General features: G+C 68.1%; 15 protein-coding genes. 8 read left to right on the top strand and 7 right to left on the bottom strand.

The window, feature by feature from the left end:
* Positions 1 to 10: 10 nt before the first annotated feature.
* The 3 genes from JYJ93_RS31430 to JYJ93_RS31420 all read left to right on the top strand — a co-directional run bounded on the left by JYJ93_RS31430 (position 11) and on the right by JYJ93_RS31420 (position 1,431).
* Complete coding sequence (locus JYJ93_RS31430) at positions 11 to 556, top strand: ester cyclase (protein WP_206798240.1); 546 nt, start codon at positions 11 to 13, stop codon at positions 554 to 556.
* A gap of 67 nt (positions 557 to 623) precedes the next feature.
* Positions 624 to 920, top strand: a complete 297-nt coding sequence (locus JYJ93_RS31425) for a J domain-containing protein (RefSeq protein WP_206798239.1) — start codon at positions 624 to 626, stop codon at positions 918 to 920.
* 175 nt (positions 921 to 1,095) lie between these two features.
* A complete protein-coding gene (locus JYJ93_RS31420; protein ID WP_206798238.1) occupies positions 1,096 to 1,431 on the top strand; it encodes a hypothetical protein in 336 nt (111 codons plus the stop codon).
* 72 nt (positions 1,432 to 1,503) lie between these two features.
* Here JYJ93_RS31420 and JYJ93_RS31415 read toward each other — a convergent pair whose 3' ends face one another.
* A complete protein-coding gene (locus JYJ93_RS31415) occupies positions 1,504 to 2,901 on the bottom strand; it encodes a hypothetical protein (protein ID WP_206798237.1) in 1,398 nt (465 codons plus the stop codon).
* A gap of 87 nt (positions 2,902 to 2,988) precedes the next feature.
* Entirely contained in the window at positions 2,989 to 4,572 is a 1,584-nt protein-coding gene (locus JYJ93_RS31410) for an amidohydrolase family protein (protein WP_206798236.1), read from the bottom strand.
* 160 nt (positions 4,573 to 4,732) lie between these two features.
* On the opposite strand from JYJ93_RS31410, the gene JYJ93_RS31405 reads away from it, so the two are divergent.
* A complete protein-coding gene (locus tag JYJ93_RS31405; protein WP_206798235.1) occupies positions 4,733 to 6,280 on the top strand; it encodes a hypothetical protein in 1,548 nt (515 codons plus the stop codon).
* Between the two features lie 10 nt (positions 6,281 to 6,290).
* Here the strand turns inward: JYJ93_RS31405 and JYJ93_RS31400 are convergent, their stop codons facing one another.
* Together JYJ93_RS31400 and JYJ93_RS40320 are read right to left on the bottom strand one after the other, a co-directional pair.
* Complete coding sequence (locus JYJ93_RS31400; RefSeq protein ID WP_206798234.1) at positions 6,291 to 6,710, bottom strand: VOC family protein; 420 nt, start codon at positions 6,708 to 6,710, stop codon at positions 6,291 to 6,293.
* A gap of 72 nt (positions 6,711 to 6,782) precedes the next feature.
* Positions 6,783 to 8,345, bottom strand: coding sequence for a hypothetical protein (locus tag JYJ93_RS40320; protein WP_347402709.1), 1,563 nt, complete (start codon positions 8,343 to 8,345; stop codon positions 6,783 to 6,785).
* Between the two features lie 404 nt (positions 8,346 to 8,749).
* Between JYJ93_RS40320 and JYJ93_RS31390 the strand changes: the two genes are divergently transcribed.
* On the top strand, positions 8,750 to 9,178 hold the full coding sequence (locus JYJ93_RS31390) for a tellurite resistance TerB family protein (protein ID WP_206798233.1): 429 nt from the start codon (positions 8,750 to 8,752) through the stop codon (positions 9,176 to 9,178).
* A gap of 4 nt (positions 9,179 to 9,182) precedes the next feature.
* On the opposite strand, the gene JYJ93_RS31385 is transcribed toward JYJ93_RS31390, so the two are convergent.
* The gene (locus JYJ93_RS31385) at positions 9,183 to 9,560 is read right to left on the bottom strand and encodes a cytochrome c oxidase assembly factor Coa1 family protein (protein WP_206798232.1); all 378 of its coding nucleotides are present in this window, start codon (positions 9,558 to 9,560) and stop codon (positions 9,183 to 9,185) included.
* A 124-nt stretch (positions 9,561 to 9,684) separates the two neighbouring features.
* Here JYJ93_RS31385 and JYJ93_RS31380 point away from each other — a divergent pair, with 124 nt between their 5' ends.
* The 3 genes from JYJ93_RS31380 to JYJ93_RS31370 all read left to right on the top strand — a co-directional run bounded on the left by JYJ93_RS31380 (position 9,685) and on the right by JYJ93_RS31370 (position 11,573).
* Positions 9,685 to 10,077 (top strand): Rid family detoxifying hydrolase, encoded by a 393-nt coding sequence (locus JYJ93_RS31380; RefSeq protein WP_206798231.1) that lies wholly within the window; start codon positions 9,685 to 9,687, stop codon positions 10,075 to 10,077.
* A gap of 283 nt (positions 10,078 to 10,360) precedes the next feature.
* The gene (locus tag JYJ93_RS31375) at positions 10,361 to 10,948 is read left to right on the top strand and encodes a hypothetical protein (RefSeq protein WP_206798230.1); all 588 of its coding nucleotides are present in this window, start codon (positions 10,361 to 10,363) and stop codon (positions 10,946 to 10,948) included.
* A 442-nt stretch (positions 10,949 to 11,390) separates the two neighbouring features.
* Positions 11,391 to 11,573, top strand: coding sequence for a hypothetical protein (locus JYJ93_RS31370; RefSeq protein WP_206798229.1), 183 nt, complete (start codon positions 11,391 to 11,393; stop codon positions 11,571 to 11,573).
* A 198-nt stretch (positions 11,574 to 11,771) separates the two neighbouring features.
* On the opposite strand, the gene JYJ93_RS31365 is transcribed toward JYJ93_RS31370, so the two are convergent.
* Positions 11,772 to 12,986: a methyltransferase gene (locus JYJ93_RS31365; RefSeq protein WP_206798228.1), complete on the bottom strand. Its 1,215-nt coding sequence runs from the start codon at positions 12,984 to 12,986 to the stop codon at positions 11,772 to 11,774.
* A 21-nt stretch (positions 12,987 to 13,007) separates the two neighbouring features.
* Positions 13,008 to 14,405: a chloride channel protein gene (locus JYJ93_RS31360; RefSeq protein ID WP_206798227.1), complete on the bottom strand. Its 1,398-nt coding sequence runs from the start codon at positions 14,403 to 14,405 to the stop codon at positions 13,008 to 13,010.
* Positions 14,406 to 14,429: the final 24 nt, after the last annotated feature.

The raw sequence follows: 14,429 nt of genomic DNA, 5'->3' as shown, positions 1-14,429 counted from the left end.
GGGGTAGGGCATGCTCACAGAGCCGGTCCGCAAGGCACGACAGAAGCTGGTGTTGGCCCATTTCCACGACGAGGTGAGACAGGACTGGGACGCCGTCCTGTCCACCTTCCCGCATCCGCATTACGAGCTCATCCCCACCCTGACGGTGCATGACGGGAACAGCGCGGTGCGCGACTACTACCGCGACACCCGCGTGGCCTTCCCGGACCAGCACCACGAGATCATCTCGCTGCGGCACAGCGATGACGCCGTCATCGTGGAGTTCTGGCTCATGGGCACCCACCTGGGGCCGCTGGGCCAGATTCCCGCCACGGGCAACACCTTCCGGGTGCGCATGTCGGCCTACTTCATCTTCGATGAAACGGAGACGCTGGTGTGCGAGCGCGTCTACTTCGACACGCTCAGCATCCTCAAGCAGCTCGTCGGCGGGCTGGACATGAAGAACCCGAAGAACTGGCTGCTCGCCGCGCGGTGCCTCAAGGGCCTCCTGGCGATGTCTGGCGACAAGCCCGTGCCCATCCTCACCCAGACGACCCCGCCCGTCTTCACTGATTGACGCAGGACGGAAGCTTGCGCCTTCTGGCCCGTTTGCCTGAGCGCGCACCGTTTCCAGGTTCCGGTGCATGGCGGACCTGTACGCGGTGCTTGGCGTGGCGATGACCGCGGACGCACACGACATCCGGCGCGCCTACCTGCGTCAGGTGCGCCGTTACCACCCGGACCGGGACCCCCGGCCGGAGTCCGCGGAACACTTCCTTCTCATCCAGGCGGCCTACGACGAGCTGGGCGACGCGGCGAAGCGCCAGCGCTACGACGCCAGGAACCGTGAGGCGGTTCGCGTCACTCCCTCCACCCCCGCTCCCAGGTGCGAGCTGAACATCCCCAGGGGGCGCATGAGCGTGAAGGTGCGAATGCATTGAGCATGAAGGTCCGGGTGGGGGCCTTCTGTTCAGAATCCACGGCAATCCCAGCCGTCTGTAAGAAATCCGGTTTGTGCGGTTTGTTCCTGGATATAGTGTTCGTGTCTATGGATGACGTCCATCCATGCGGTGCGACCCTTCGGGCGTCCCCGACTGACCGAGAGAAAGACCAACCATGAAGAAGCTTCTCCTGGGACTCATGCTGGCCGCGGTTCCGCTGGTGGGCTGTGGTACGGGCGTGGAGGAATACCCGTCCGACAACGCCGAGATGATCTCCACCGAGTCCGGTCAGAACATCATCCTGGACCACGACCCGCTGACGTCGTCGGACGAGCCGCTGGCGTCGATGGAGTCGCCGTCCGAGGTCTCGGCCATGGGCCCCAACTGCTGGGTCACGCTCCTGTACTGCAAGTGGCCTGGCACGGACATCGGCGTCTGCAAGGACAACGGCAAGTGTACCCGCCAGCAGCTGCTCAATAACTGCATCGCCCTCTACAACAAGACCTGCTAGGCCTTCCAAAGCCTTGCGTCTGTCCAGGAAGCCCGGCGCCCGCGAGGGAGGCCGGGCTTCTTGCCCGTGGGACTACAGCCCCGTGCTCTTGAGCAGCACGTACGCGTTCTCCGCAGGGAAGTACCCAGGCGAGAAGACGTTCGCGTCCGTGACGAAGGCCCGGTCGCCCAGGATGGCCAGCTTCGGTCCGGTGGTGGAGCGGACGAACAGCGGCACCGCCAGCTGCGTCTCCGGCCAGCGCACCATGCCGTCCGTGCCGAAGGACGTGTCCAGGTCTCCGTTGGCCAGCAGCCGGAAGAGCACGGGCTTCGCGTACACGTCCGCGAAGACGAGGATCTTCCCATCCGCCTGGATGCGCAGGCCGCTGACGTCCACCACGTCGAGCACGCCCGCGGGCGCGGTGAGCTCCCGCACGCCCGCGGGGCCAAAGGTGACGTCCGGCTTGCCGTCCGCCGTGTACGCCACGAGCTTCAGCACGCCGTGCGCTTCACCACCGATTTTCACGTCCTGCCGTTCGCCCGCGAGCAGCAAGCCGCCGTTGGGCCGCGCCACCAGGGCGTGGGCCTGGCCGTCCTCGCTCTTCGCGATGCCGCCCGTCCCGAAGGTCATGTCCTGGCTGCCGCTGGCTGTGATGCGCACGGCCGCGAAGTGGTCACCCCCGGCCAGGACGACGTTGGAGCCCTGGAGCACCATTCCCTGCACGGATTCGGCATCCGTGTACGCGCCGCCAATCCAGCTGCCGGACGGGCTGCCCGCGGACTTGAACGTCGTGTCGAGCGACCCGTCCGCGTTGTAGCGCAGCAGCGCGAAGTCCTCGTCCAGTCCGTCCGACTTGGTCAGGAAGCCGCCGACGTAGAAGCGGCCGTCCGCCAGGGGCAGGATGCTCCGGACGGTGCCCACGAAGTTGACCGAGCCCTCCTCGCCGAAGTGCAGCCGGGACTTGCCCGTCTTGTTGAAGCCGGTGTCCAGCTGCCCGTTGGGCTGGAGCTTCACCACCGCGAAGTCGCGCGAGTCCGTCTTGGTGCCGCCCCGGGCGAAGCCCGCGACCAGGATGCTGCCATCCGCGAGCACCGCCACCGTGTCCGCGCGGTCGTCCTGCTCCCGCTGGCCGGAGATGGGGCCCGTGGCGGGACCGTCGAAGTCGAGCACCACGGAGCCCTGCGTGCCGAACGACGTGTCCACCTCGCCCGACGCCTCGTAGCGCCGCACGAGCAGGTCCACGCCCGTGGTGGCCAGGTTCGCCTCGGTGGAGCCCACCACGATGAGGCCGCCATTGGACACCGCCAGCGCGCGGCCCTCCTCCGCGGGGAGCTTCGTGCCGGCATCGGGGGACGTCCCCGCGTCCGGCTGCGTGCCTCCGTCCGGGGTCGGGGTGTCATCAGGGCCGTCGTCGCCTCCGCAGGCTCCGCCCAGGAGCAGGGCGCTCGCGGCCAGTGCCGCCCACGCCGCCTTCCGCACGCTGTGATTCATTCGAGATGTCCCTTCCGGTCTGTCCAGTGCAGCCGTTGCACAGGGGTTACGCCGTCAGGGGCATTTATTTCCTGGCGCGGACGCCTTTCACGCGTAGTCCGACCTCAGTTGCTGTTTCAGCGTGTCATCCAGGTTGACCTGCGCGGACAAAAGCTCCCAGTAGGCCGGTCCGCCCACGGTGGGCGTGTCGAGCATGATGCGTCCGGCCACCCGGTCCAGGTCGCTGAGGAACCCGGAGGCCTCGGGGCCGGTGGCGAAGACGTCCTGCGGCTCATTGTCGAGCACGAGCTCGAAGGGCCTGGGCTCGCCGGGGCGTAGCAGTTCGCGCTCGTCGCGGTCCATCCGGTGCCGGAAGCCCGGCAGGTCCGCCATGGCCTCTTCGAGGAGGGCGCGCGCCGCGTCGAAGCCCACGTCGTTGAGCGGGGAGTCGTCCGTCCACAGGGAGAAGGCCTTCTCGACGCCGTCGACGGTCCAGGGCTCGGTGGGATGGCCCGGGTCGAAGGCGAGGGATTCCATCAGCGCGCGGTCCCCGAAGCGGGCCACGCCGTCCACGATGACCAGGCGCACCTCCTTCTCCGTGGCGGAGATCAACGCGTCATAGGGGTCGCCGTCCGTGCCCGCGATGACCAGCAGGTCCGCGAGCGCGTTGGCGCGGAGCGTGCCCAACTGGGTCTGCCAGCCCGTGACCCGGGCGGCGTCCGCTGTCACCGAGCGCACCAGGGCCTTGGCGGACAGGGACACGCCCTGCCGCGCCGCTTCGTGGCGGGCGACCTTCAGCTCCTGGAGGAGGTTCTTGCTGCCGGTGGGGGACCAATCACAGCCCAGGGAGAACGTCACGCCCGCGCCGAGCAGGTCCGCGAGGTGCAATGTCTGTCCATACAGCAGCAGGTTGCTGAAGGGGGACCACACGACCTTGGCGCCCATGGTGGCCATCCGGTCCAGGTCCGGGCGCTGCAATCCCAGGCTGTGGATGCCAATCAGTGAAGGCTGGACGAGGTCATGGTCCGCCAGGTCGACATAGCGGCGGTGGGCATAGTCATCCACGCCTTCGCCCAGGTGGTAGAAGTACGCGGCGCGGGACTTCAGGGCCTCGCGGAAGGATTCGATGTCCTCCGCGTCGTCATGCAGGTCCATCACGCGGGTGCTGCCCGCGGGCAGGTGGTCGTCGCGCGGTTCCTCGACGTTGCGCATGGCGCCCCGGAAGAGGGCCTCTCCGCCGGACACGCGGGTCCGGATGCCCTGGCCGGTGGTCGTGCCCGCGAGCAGCGCCTTGGCTTCGATGTAGCGGACGACGGCGCGGGCCGAAGGCGCGTGGCCGGCGAGCACGCGGATGGGCAGGGAGATGCGCGTGGCGTAGTCCGCGTGGCGCGGCCACTGGGTGCGGTTGAGGTAGCGCTTCGGCACCCGCCACAGCGTGAGCACGTCGTAGACGAAGTGGTTGTGCAGGTCGATGAGCCCCGGGTACAGCGTGCCGCCGGTGTCGACCCTGGGCGCGTTCCGGAAGGCCTCGGGGAGGGGGCCGCCCGACGGCTCGACCGCGACGATGCGGCTGCCACGGATGAGGACGCGCCCCCGTTCAATCACTTCGTCCTGGGAGTTGAGCGTCACCACCCGGCCTTCCAGGATGTAGCGGGGGATGGCGTCGGTGGGCTCGGATGCTCCGGTGTTCATGGCTCGCCTCCCGTGGCGCAGGGACCTCTGGGATTTGAAGTTAGGGATGAGGCGGGGCAGGGTGGGAGGGGGAGTCGCCGAGGGCGTCGCCCCGCGCCCGCTCCGGTGTGGCTTTTTCGCCGCGAAGGTCCAGGCATGCGTGCTGCAAGAGGAGCGGCCCATGGGTGAAGCCTCGCGACATGGATGGATGGGTGGGGCGCTCGCCCTGGTGTTTGCGCTCTGCGCCGGTTCTCCTGTGCTGGCGCAGGAGGAGTCCGCGCCACGCCGCCTCGTCGAATTCGAGAGCCCGGACCCGCTGCTGGGGGAATCCGTCCGCCGGAAGGACTGCCGGGGCGCGTTCTGCGTGTGGCATGTCCACAATGCGCTGGGGCCCTGCTCGACGGACTATTGCGCCAACGATGCGCTGGTCATCACCGACCGCGAGGGCCGGGTGCTCTGGGAGCCTGGCACCAGGCAGGACACCCTCATCCACCGGACCACGCGGGACGTGCGGTTCATCGCGGAGCGCACGCTCCAGGTGCTCGACTTCAACCCTCCCTTCCATGGCGAGTACTACGACTCGAGCGCGCCGGCTCAGGACTCGGGGGTGGACGAATCATCCGTCAGCCACACCGTCTTCCGCCTGTCCCCCGATGGCCGCAAGGTGACGCAAGACCTCAAGGCGGCGCGGCTTCTCGCGTGGAGGGGCGCGCGGTCGACCCCGACTCCTGCTCCCGCCCCGGCTCCATCCGAGTCGCCCCAGTTGCTGTCCCCGGTGCCCGAGGCCTCGCTCGCCAAGGCCCTCGAGGTCTGCGGCGCCGAGCACACCGTCCCCCTGCATCATGAGTGTCATGGAGACACGTGCACGCTGCTGGTCACCCCGCCGGGAGAGGACGAAGGGCGCTGCGACGGCTTCGTGTGCCCTGTCGTGCTGAAGAACGGCCAGGTATGGCCCCTTCCCTTCGACACGGGCATGGCGGTCTTCGAGCAGGTGACCCGGACCGAGTATGTCTTCACTCAATGCGATGGCCCCTATGGCTCGCGGGGAAGCCGTTCGAGCTTCTCCCGCCTGCGGCCTGACGCGATGGCGTTCGTTCCGACGCAGGGGCTGCATGTCAATGGGGGCCAGCCATATCCCGTGCGGCAGGCGGCCAGCATCAAGGCCGCACGGGCGCTCGCCCCCACGGCGCATGCGTACACGCGGATCCACATCGCGTGGGGCAAGGACGCCTGGCGCGACAAGCAGGACCTGGCGCTCGCCTGGCAGGTGATGCGCGTCGGAGAGGCGCTGTGGCTGCACGCCGAGGTGGATGACGACGTCGTCGTTCCCTTCACCCCGGGCGCCGCCGGGCGGGGCTCGGACCACCTGGAGCTCACCGTGTCGCACCGTGCTGGAGGCTTCAAGCTGGGCGTGCTCCTGGAGCCCGGTGGAGGGCTCCAGGTGCGCCGCTGGCAGAAGCAGGTGGAGACGGGGATGAAGGAGGAGGACGAAGCCTTCTTGGGCGCGGAAGGCGGCTGGCGCCGGACCCGGTACGGCTACGAGGTGGACCTGCGTCTGCCCCTGACCGCCGTGCGCGACCCCCAGTCACCGCTCAGGACGGAGCTGGCGGTCTTCGTCTCAGACGCGGACCAGGCTGGCAAACAGGAGACGCTGATGGGGCACCAGGGCTCCCTGCGCTTCTGGACGGAGTATCCGCCGAGCACGGAGGAATACCTCCGGGCCCACTGAGCCCGGCGTCTCAGGCGCCTTCGTGGCCGCCGAGCGACGTGTCCCAGAAGTTCGCTTCGACCTTGTGGCCGTCCGGATCCCTCACGAAGCACCCGTAGTAGGGCGGGCCATACAGGGGGCGCGGGCCGGGGGCGCCGTCATCGGTGGCTCCCGCCTTGAGGGCCGCCTGATGAAAGGCATCCACCGCCTGCTTCGACGTGGCGATGAAGCAGAAGTGCGTGCCATTGCCCACGGTGGCGGGCTTTCCGTCGATGGGCGCCTGGACCCAGAACTCCGGGAACTGGCGGCCATAGGCCACCGCGTTCGGGAACTCCAACACCCGCCGGCAGCCCAGCGGCGTGAGGATCGCGTCGTAGAAGGCCACGGCGCGCGCGAAGTCATTCGTGCCAATGGAGACGTGGGACAGGATGCTCGGGTTCTCGTCGCTCATGGCCGTATGTTGCCGGGGCTCCCCCGGCCTTTCCAGATTGAAGGGCCGGGGGAACGGGTGTCGGGACCGCTCTCAGTCGTCCTGGAGGGTGTTCATCGAGGGGCAGTAGGTCGCGTACCCGTGGCCGTAGACGGCGGCGCCGTTTCTGTAGGTGACGTTCACGTCGAAGGCCACGAAGTGCTTCGCGGGAGGCGTCCCGGCCTTGATGCAGCTGGGGCAGAGCGAGGCCGCCACGGGCGTGAAGGTGAGGCCCGTGTCGCGAACGGCATACTCCGGCATGAGCGCGCCATCGAAGTCGAACAGCGCGGACGTCGGTCCCCCCGCCGTGGAGCCCGTCTCCGGGGTCGTGTCCACCGGCGCCTTCACCAATTCGAGAGTGGCGATCTGCGGCGGGGTTGGCGCTGTCGGAGACGGGCACTCATCCGTCTCGCCGTTGCTGAGCTCGATCCACAGCCTCCACGGCTCCTCGGCGTTCGTCGGCTCCGCGTAGCCGAAGTAGGCGTGGTTCAGGGGCAGCTGGGTTTCGTCCATCTGGGCCGTGACGGTGGTGTCCTGGCACGTGCCCTCGCAGAGGGTGAAGGGATCGGTGCCCGCGTCCGGCTCGGTGCCCGCGTCGGGCGTGGTGCCCGCATCCGGCTCGGTGCCCGCGTCCGGCTCGGTGCCCGCGTCCGGCTGGGTGCCCGCGTCCGGTTCGTTGTTCTGGAGGCGGTCGAGCGAGGGGCAGTAGGTCGCGTACCCGTGGCCGGAGATGGCGCCATTCTCGTAGGTGCCGTCGACATTGAAGGCCACGAAGTGCGACGCGGGAGGCGTCCCGGCCTTGACGCAGCTGGGGCAGAGCGAGGCCGCCAGGGGCGTGAAGGTGAGGTTCGTGCTGTGAGCGAAAGGAGCCCAGGGGAGGAGCGCGCCATCGAAGTCGACCAGCGTCGCGGCCGGTCCTCCCTCCACGGAGGAACCCGTCTCCGGAGTCGTGTCCACCGGCACCTTCACCGAGTAGACGTTGACGAGCTGCGGAGGAGTCGGCGCAGTCTCGGACGGGCACTCAGCCGTCGGCCCGTTGTTGATCTCGATCCACAGCGTCCACGGGTCCCCGGCGTTCGTCGGCTCGTCGTAACCGAAGAAGGCGCGGGGCAGGACGCGCTGGTTCCCGTCAATCTGAACCGTGACGGCGGTGTCCTTGCACGTGCCCTCGCAGGTGGTGAAGGGGTCGGTGCCCGCGTCCGGAGTGGTGCCCGCGTCCGGTTCAGTGCCCGCGTCCGGAGTGGTGCCCGCGTCCGGTTCAGTGCCTGCGTCCGGAGTGGTGCCCGCGTCCGGAGTGGTGCCTGCGTCAGGGGTGGTGCCCGCGTCGGGAGTGGTACCCGCGTCCACTTCGGTGCCTGCATCGGGAGTGGTGCCGGCGTCGGGCTCCGTACCCGCATCAGGCTCCGTGCCTGCGTCAGGCTCCGTGCCCGCGTCAGGCTCCGTGCCCGCGTCGGGAGTGGTGCCCGCGTCCGGAGTGGTGCCCGCGTCGGGAGTGGTACCCGCGTCCACTTCGGTGCCTGCATCCATCTCGGTGCCCGCATCGGCCTCGGTGCCTGCATCCATCTCGGTGCCCGCATCGGGCTCGGCGCCTGCGTCGGGTTCGGTGCCCGCGTCCACTTCGGTTCCGGCGTCGAACCCGGTCCCTGAGTCGGGCGGGAGGCCTGAGTCGGGCCTGGTGCCCGCATCCGCCGGGGTATCGCCGTCGTCGGATCCACAGGCGGAAAGGGTGGGCACGACCGCGAGGGAGAAAATCAACAGGGAGAGAATCGGGTGTCGCAGGGTCATGCCGCGGATTGTCACGAGTTCCGTGACGAGAAGCGAGGGGGCTTGTCCCTGCGCGTCATCACGTCCTGGCGACAAGCCCGGATTGTCCCGACCCGTGCGCCTCGTTCAGGTGCGCGTCCGGCCGAAACCGTTTTCGCTCCTCAGGTGCGCCCACTATCCTGTGTGGACCAGAAGCCCGGCATCGGGGATCCCCGTGAGTTCCCCGTCAGTCGCATGCTGCCTACCCAGGAGATGAAATGTCGAGCGAGTACCCCCAGGAGCAGTTGCTGGCGTTCGTCCAGGCCATGGCCAACGTGGCGGCGAGCGACGGCCGTGTCACCGAGGAAGAGCGCCAGCAGCTCGACGAGGTGGTGCTGAACATCGGCCTGTCACCCCGCGACCCGCAGGTCGCCGCGCTCATCGAAGCGGAGTTCCAGAAGCCCGGCCGGCTCTCCGACATCGTCACCAAGATTGAAATCCGCGAGCTGCGCGCCTCCCTGCTGCGCATGCTCGTCGAGGTGGCCTGTGCCGACGGAGCGCTCGCGGACGAGGAGCGCGCGTCGGTGAAGGAGGCCGCCAGCACCTTCGGCTACGACGCCTCGGTCGCCGACGAGCTCATCACCTGGACGCTGGACTCCATCCAGCTCGATCAGCGTGAGCGCGACATCATGGCGAAGCTGCTCTGACAGCTCAGTGCCGGCTGTAGCCGCCGACGTCCACCGACTCGCCGTTGTCCGCCACCACGCGCAGCCGGCTGAAACCCCAGACGTCGTCGGTACGGACGGCCTTCACCTCCAGCCGGCCGTCCTGTCTGCTTCCGGAGAGGTTGATGGTCATGTTCGCCTGACCATCCTTGTTCCTCACGTTGAACGAGCCGCTGAAGAAGCTGCTCGCGCTGATGGGCGCTCCCAAAAGCCTGACGACCCCGGGATGGTTCTCCACCCGGGAGATGGCCTCGGAGTAGGGGGACTCGGACCGGATGCCCAGGCACATCAGGCCTCCGCTGCCGCAGCACAGCAGCGGCAGGCCCAGCAATCCCGCAAGCACCCACTTCGTCGTGGACGACATTCCCTGTTCCTGGCGGCGCCGGGGCATGCGGTGCGTCCTTTCCGATGTGCGATGTTCGTGGAACGCCTCCTAAGCCTTTCCCTGGCACGCCGAAAATCGTGCAAGCCCATTCAAGGAGAAACCCATGACGTCAATCCAACATCAGCCCATCGTCGCGCCGGGTCTGCCCAAGCCCGCGGGCCCGTACTCTCCCGGCATGCAGCTGGACCGGCTGCTCTTCATCTCCGGACAGGCTGCCCGGGATCCCGCGACCGGCGTACAAGCCGAGGGAATCGAAGCGCAGACAGAGCAGGTGCTGCGCAACCTGGAGCGCATCCTCGTGGCCGGTGGCTCCAGCCTCCAGCACGTCCTGCGCTGCGGCGTCTTCCTGGTGGACATGCAGGAGTTCGCACGGATGAACGCCGTCTACGAGCGCGTCTTCGCCGGGCACCGGCCCGCGCGGACCACCGTGCAGGTGTCCGCGCTGCCAGACGCCGGCCTGCGCGTGGAGATTGATTGCATCGCCTACGTGCCTTGATTCGCCAGACACGCCAGCGCGCATGCTTCAATCTCCCTCGGTCCGCTGCGAGAAGCAGGCCAGTTCCATCGAGCTGCATCCATCCGCGGCGGAGTGGGTCCAGCAAGAACCGACGGGTCTTTTGATGCGACCCGTGCTGTCAATGTCCACCTCGGCCAGCGCTTGGACTGACCTGCTCCAGATGGACACGACCTCCCGGGTAGCCGGCTGCTGGGGATGTCCTCGGATCTGGGGCCAGCTCACCCATCGTGTTATCAGTCCATGACACGCGAGGAGGAATGGCATGTCGTCGATAGCGCGTTCCATCACGAAGACCGGTGGCAGTGGAACCTCTTCGGATGTCGAGCTCGTCGTACCCAGGCTGGAAAAATGGACGACCGCCAGTCTTTTCGCGTTGGAGAAGCAGGGCACCCAGGTCGTCGTGTGCCGCGGCTCCGTCACGGACTATGTGGTCAGCCTGAAAGGTGTCCGTCCCCGAGGATGGCCTCCGGGGAGCACGTGGGACTCAGTGCCAGGCTTACACAAGTCGGAAACGAATGAGGTGGTGATCGCGATCATCGGTCACGCCGCCAAGAAGCCGCATGTTCCACGATTGGGCGAGGGACACGGTTCCTACGACCTTGTGGTTCACGAGTCCGCACATGCGGTAGACAAATCAGGAGGCGCCACCAAGCGCTCCGCCAGCCCTGCCTTCACGCAGGCTCGGAAAAAGGATCTCGCGACCCTCAGCGCCTACGAGAAACAGTCAGGCTCGGCCGGTCCCGAAGAGACCTGGGCAGAGAGCGCCGCGCGCTATTTCGGCAAGGATCCGAAGGACGCCAAAGCCCATCCAAACCTCCACGGTTTCTGGGCCAGCAACCCCGTGAAGTAAACCCATTCAGTGGCAGACAGACCCCATGAGCCTTCCAGGACCCGTCATCGGATACGCGACGATGGATGAAGATGAGACAGTTCACCTCTATCTCCTGGCAACGGATGGCGCCGGGACGCGAGGACAAGGGAAGCTCTCCTACACGGCTCGGGACCCGCTCTACTGGGAGTTGCTCGTGCATCTGGGCAACATCCGTCCGGGCATGCAAGTGCCGTATCGCGCGTGGCCTGAGCCTGAACTCGCCGTGTAAGGCCGCTCATCCATGTCCACGCGAACCTGTCTTGTGTTGGGAGTGGTGGTCATCATGGGCTGTGGAAGTCGCGAGCACGTGAGCCCGCAGCCTGTCCAAACCCCGCCGCGGACGGAGACGACGCTACCCCCTCCTCATTCAAAGGACATCCCGATAGGGGCTCCTGTGAAAACGGAACCTGAGAGCATTGGAATGGCGGAGATCTCCGCGGATGGCACGCTCACCTTGACGCTGCGGGCCTCGGGGCCCGGGATGACGGGTGACGCGCGCCTTGTCTATCCGCCCACGCATGCCCAGTACGAACTCATCAAGAATCACGTGGGGGCGATCAAGCCCGGTGAGCAGAAGCCCGTTGCTCCTTTCCCGGAGCCCTGACCTTGCCCACGATGCCTTTGGGGCATGTCTCTCCTCACCCTGCTGATGGTCTGGATTGCTTACGGAAGGTACCCGGCCGGCACGGGCGCGTATCCCGCGAAGGCCTGAGCGCCGAAAAGGCCCAGGCCCACCCGTGCCGTCAGTGGTTCCAGGCGTGTGGCGAAGCGGCCCAAGGCGTCCGCGGGCTGGCGCTCAGCCTCAAGCGCTCCGTGAAGCGATGAGCGCGAGGTTTCGCGGAGACAGGCGTGGATCGAAGAGCTGGAGGAGCTCGACCTGGAAACCCAGCTCCTCCAGGAGGATCGCGCGATCGAGCAGGAGCACGACCTCCAGCGCCCGCGCGAAGCGGTCCCTCAGCAGATGGCAGAGCAGGAGGTCGCGCGTCTCGGCGCGAACGGAGACCTCGAAGGCATCCAGTTCCGCATCCGTCATGTTCGCATCGAGGCCCAGACGCTCCAGGCGGTCGCGCGCATAGACGGCGAAGCGTCCGGCATACAGCGCTCGGGGCGCGTCTCCCGCCCGGACGAAGCCGAGTTCGGGAAAGCGTTGCCGTGACAGGAGATTGAACGCGAAGCGCCACGCGTACACCTGCTTCATCCGCGCGAACTCTTCATCGCTCTTGTGATGCCGTCCCCGCGTCGTCAGCGCCAGGGCATGCGGGGTGAAGGGCAGTGGATGCGCGCTCCCGAAGCGGGAGGCGGGGAAGTCTCGCGGGGCCTCCAGCTTGTCGTAACAACAGCCGATATTCAGGACGAGGCCCGCCCCCTGGCTCTTGCGGATCTGCGTGAGCGCGAGCGGCCCGCACGTATGCAGCCCGATGGAGGCCCGGTCCCGGCCGGAGAAGAGCGGATCGATTCGGGGTTGGAGCCCGTCCTCGACGGAGGCCTGGATGAAACTCAGGGTGTCCCCGGCTGGGGAGGGGGTTCTCGCCTGCCACCGCCGTCCCTTGTCCTGCAGCGCGGCGTCCCGATCGATGCTGTGGAAGGTCCACCCGAACGTCCGCGCACAGAGGCGAGCGAGATGTCCCATGCCGCCGCCGATATCGACCGCCTGCTGGATGAAGCGCGTCCTGGGCGCGAGCAGGGCGAGCACCCGCTCGAGTTCATGGGCCTTCTTGGCGCTGAGTCCCTGCGTCTGCGCGACCGTCAGCGGGTGGATGCCCTCGTGCCAGGGCAGCGCCGTCAGCTCCTGGAGCGAACCCAGGAGCGCGGACAGGGACGCGGGCGGGGCGCCCACGAGCTCGCCCTGGTCCAGCCGCCGCTCGCCTGCTTCATCGAGCGACCGGGCATAGGCCAGCCAGTCCCCGGGCCAGGCGGCACCGGAGTCAGGCCAGCCCTGGAGGATGGAGCGGGACCAGAGCGGAGACCAGGGCCGGAGCTGGTGCGTGAGCGCCTCGAGCCGCGCCTGGAAGTCCATGCCGGCGCATCCTATTCGCGTTCACGCTCCCACGACGGACTCCGTCGCCACCGCCCGCACCCTGCGCTGTTCGTTGTAGACGGACAGGCGCAGGGTCAGCACATAGGTGACGCAGCAGGCGAGGACGGCGGGCGGCCCATAGGCGGAGCCGAACACCTCCAGCACCAGCGCGATGGCCGCCAGGGGCACGCCGACCACCGCGACCAGGGCGGAGGCGATGCCGACCACCACGAACACCGTCACGTCCGCGGGCCCCGTGCCCGTCACCGACGCGAGCAACTGCGCCGTGGCCGCGCCCGACACACCCCCCAGCACCATGGACGGGATGAGCATGCCCGCCGACCCACCCGACTGCACCGTGAAGCTGGTCGTGAGCAGCTTCCCGCCCACGATGAGCAGCAGGTACCACCACAGCGACAGCGTCCCCGACGCGCCCGTGAGCAGCTGCGCGACGGTGTGCTCTCCCATGCCCAGCACGTGCCGGAAGTCCATGCCCACGCCGTAGTGGAGGCCCCCGGCCACCAGGACGGTGCACAGCGCCCCCATGGCACCGCGCAGCACCGGGCTGGCGCGCTCCACCACGTTGCGGGTGTGCTTCATCGACAGGCCGAACAGCAGCGCGATGGGCGCGGACACCGCCACGGCCACCAGCGCGGTGAGCCCGTACTCGCCCAGCGTGTACGTGTGCGCGTGGGGCGGCGCCACGAAGATGGGCTTGAAGCCGAGGAAGCGGTTGTTGAGCGCGTAGGTGATGATTCCGGCCAGCAGGCAATACGCCAGCTTCCGGTAGACGATGCGGTTGCCGTAGACGACCTCCAGCGCGAAGAGCGCGGCGGCGAACGGCGCGTTGAGCAGCGTCCCCACCGCCGCGGCGATGCCCGCCAACTGGCAGGTGCGCAGCGTGTGCTCGGAGTGGGCGCGCGTCATGCGGGCCACGCCCGCGCCCAGCGACTCGCCCACCAGCACCACGGGGCCCTCCAGTCCCCCCGACGCGCCGGTGCCCAGCGTCAGCAGCGTCGCCACGGCCTTGCGAAACGCGAGCTGGAGGGTGGGCAGCGAGTAGCGCGGTCGCGGGTCGTCCGCCGAGTCCTCGTAGGTGATGTGGTAGTGGTGGAGCGCGACATTCACCCCGTCCGACGCCACGTCGCTCCAGCCGGGCCGGCGGTTGAGGAACCCCCGCAGCAGCCCGCCCAGCAGCAGCACGCCCGCGAGCACCAGCGGCGCCCACCAGACGCTCCGCCCGGAGGCGAACGCCAGCAGCGCGTCGCTGGTGGCATGGACGCCATACCGCAGCGCCGAGCACACCCCCCAGATGAGCACCGTGCTCAGCACCACCCGGCCCACCGTGCGCAGCACGGTGTCCCAGGAGTCGTGAAGGGCGCGCTGTTCCTCATCCAGGGGTTCTCGACGACCAGCCATGGAGCGGGAGGCTATATTGTTTGA

Origin of the sequence: Corallococcus sp. NCSPR001, assembly GCF_017309135.1 — a bacterium.
Classification (GTDB): domain Bacteria; phylum Myxococcota; class Myxococcia; order Myxococcales; family Myxococcaceae; genus Corallococcus.
Note: the sequence above shows the minus strand (reverse complement) of the source record. Positions and strands in the feature narration are given on the sequence as shown.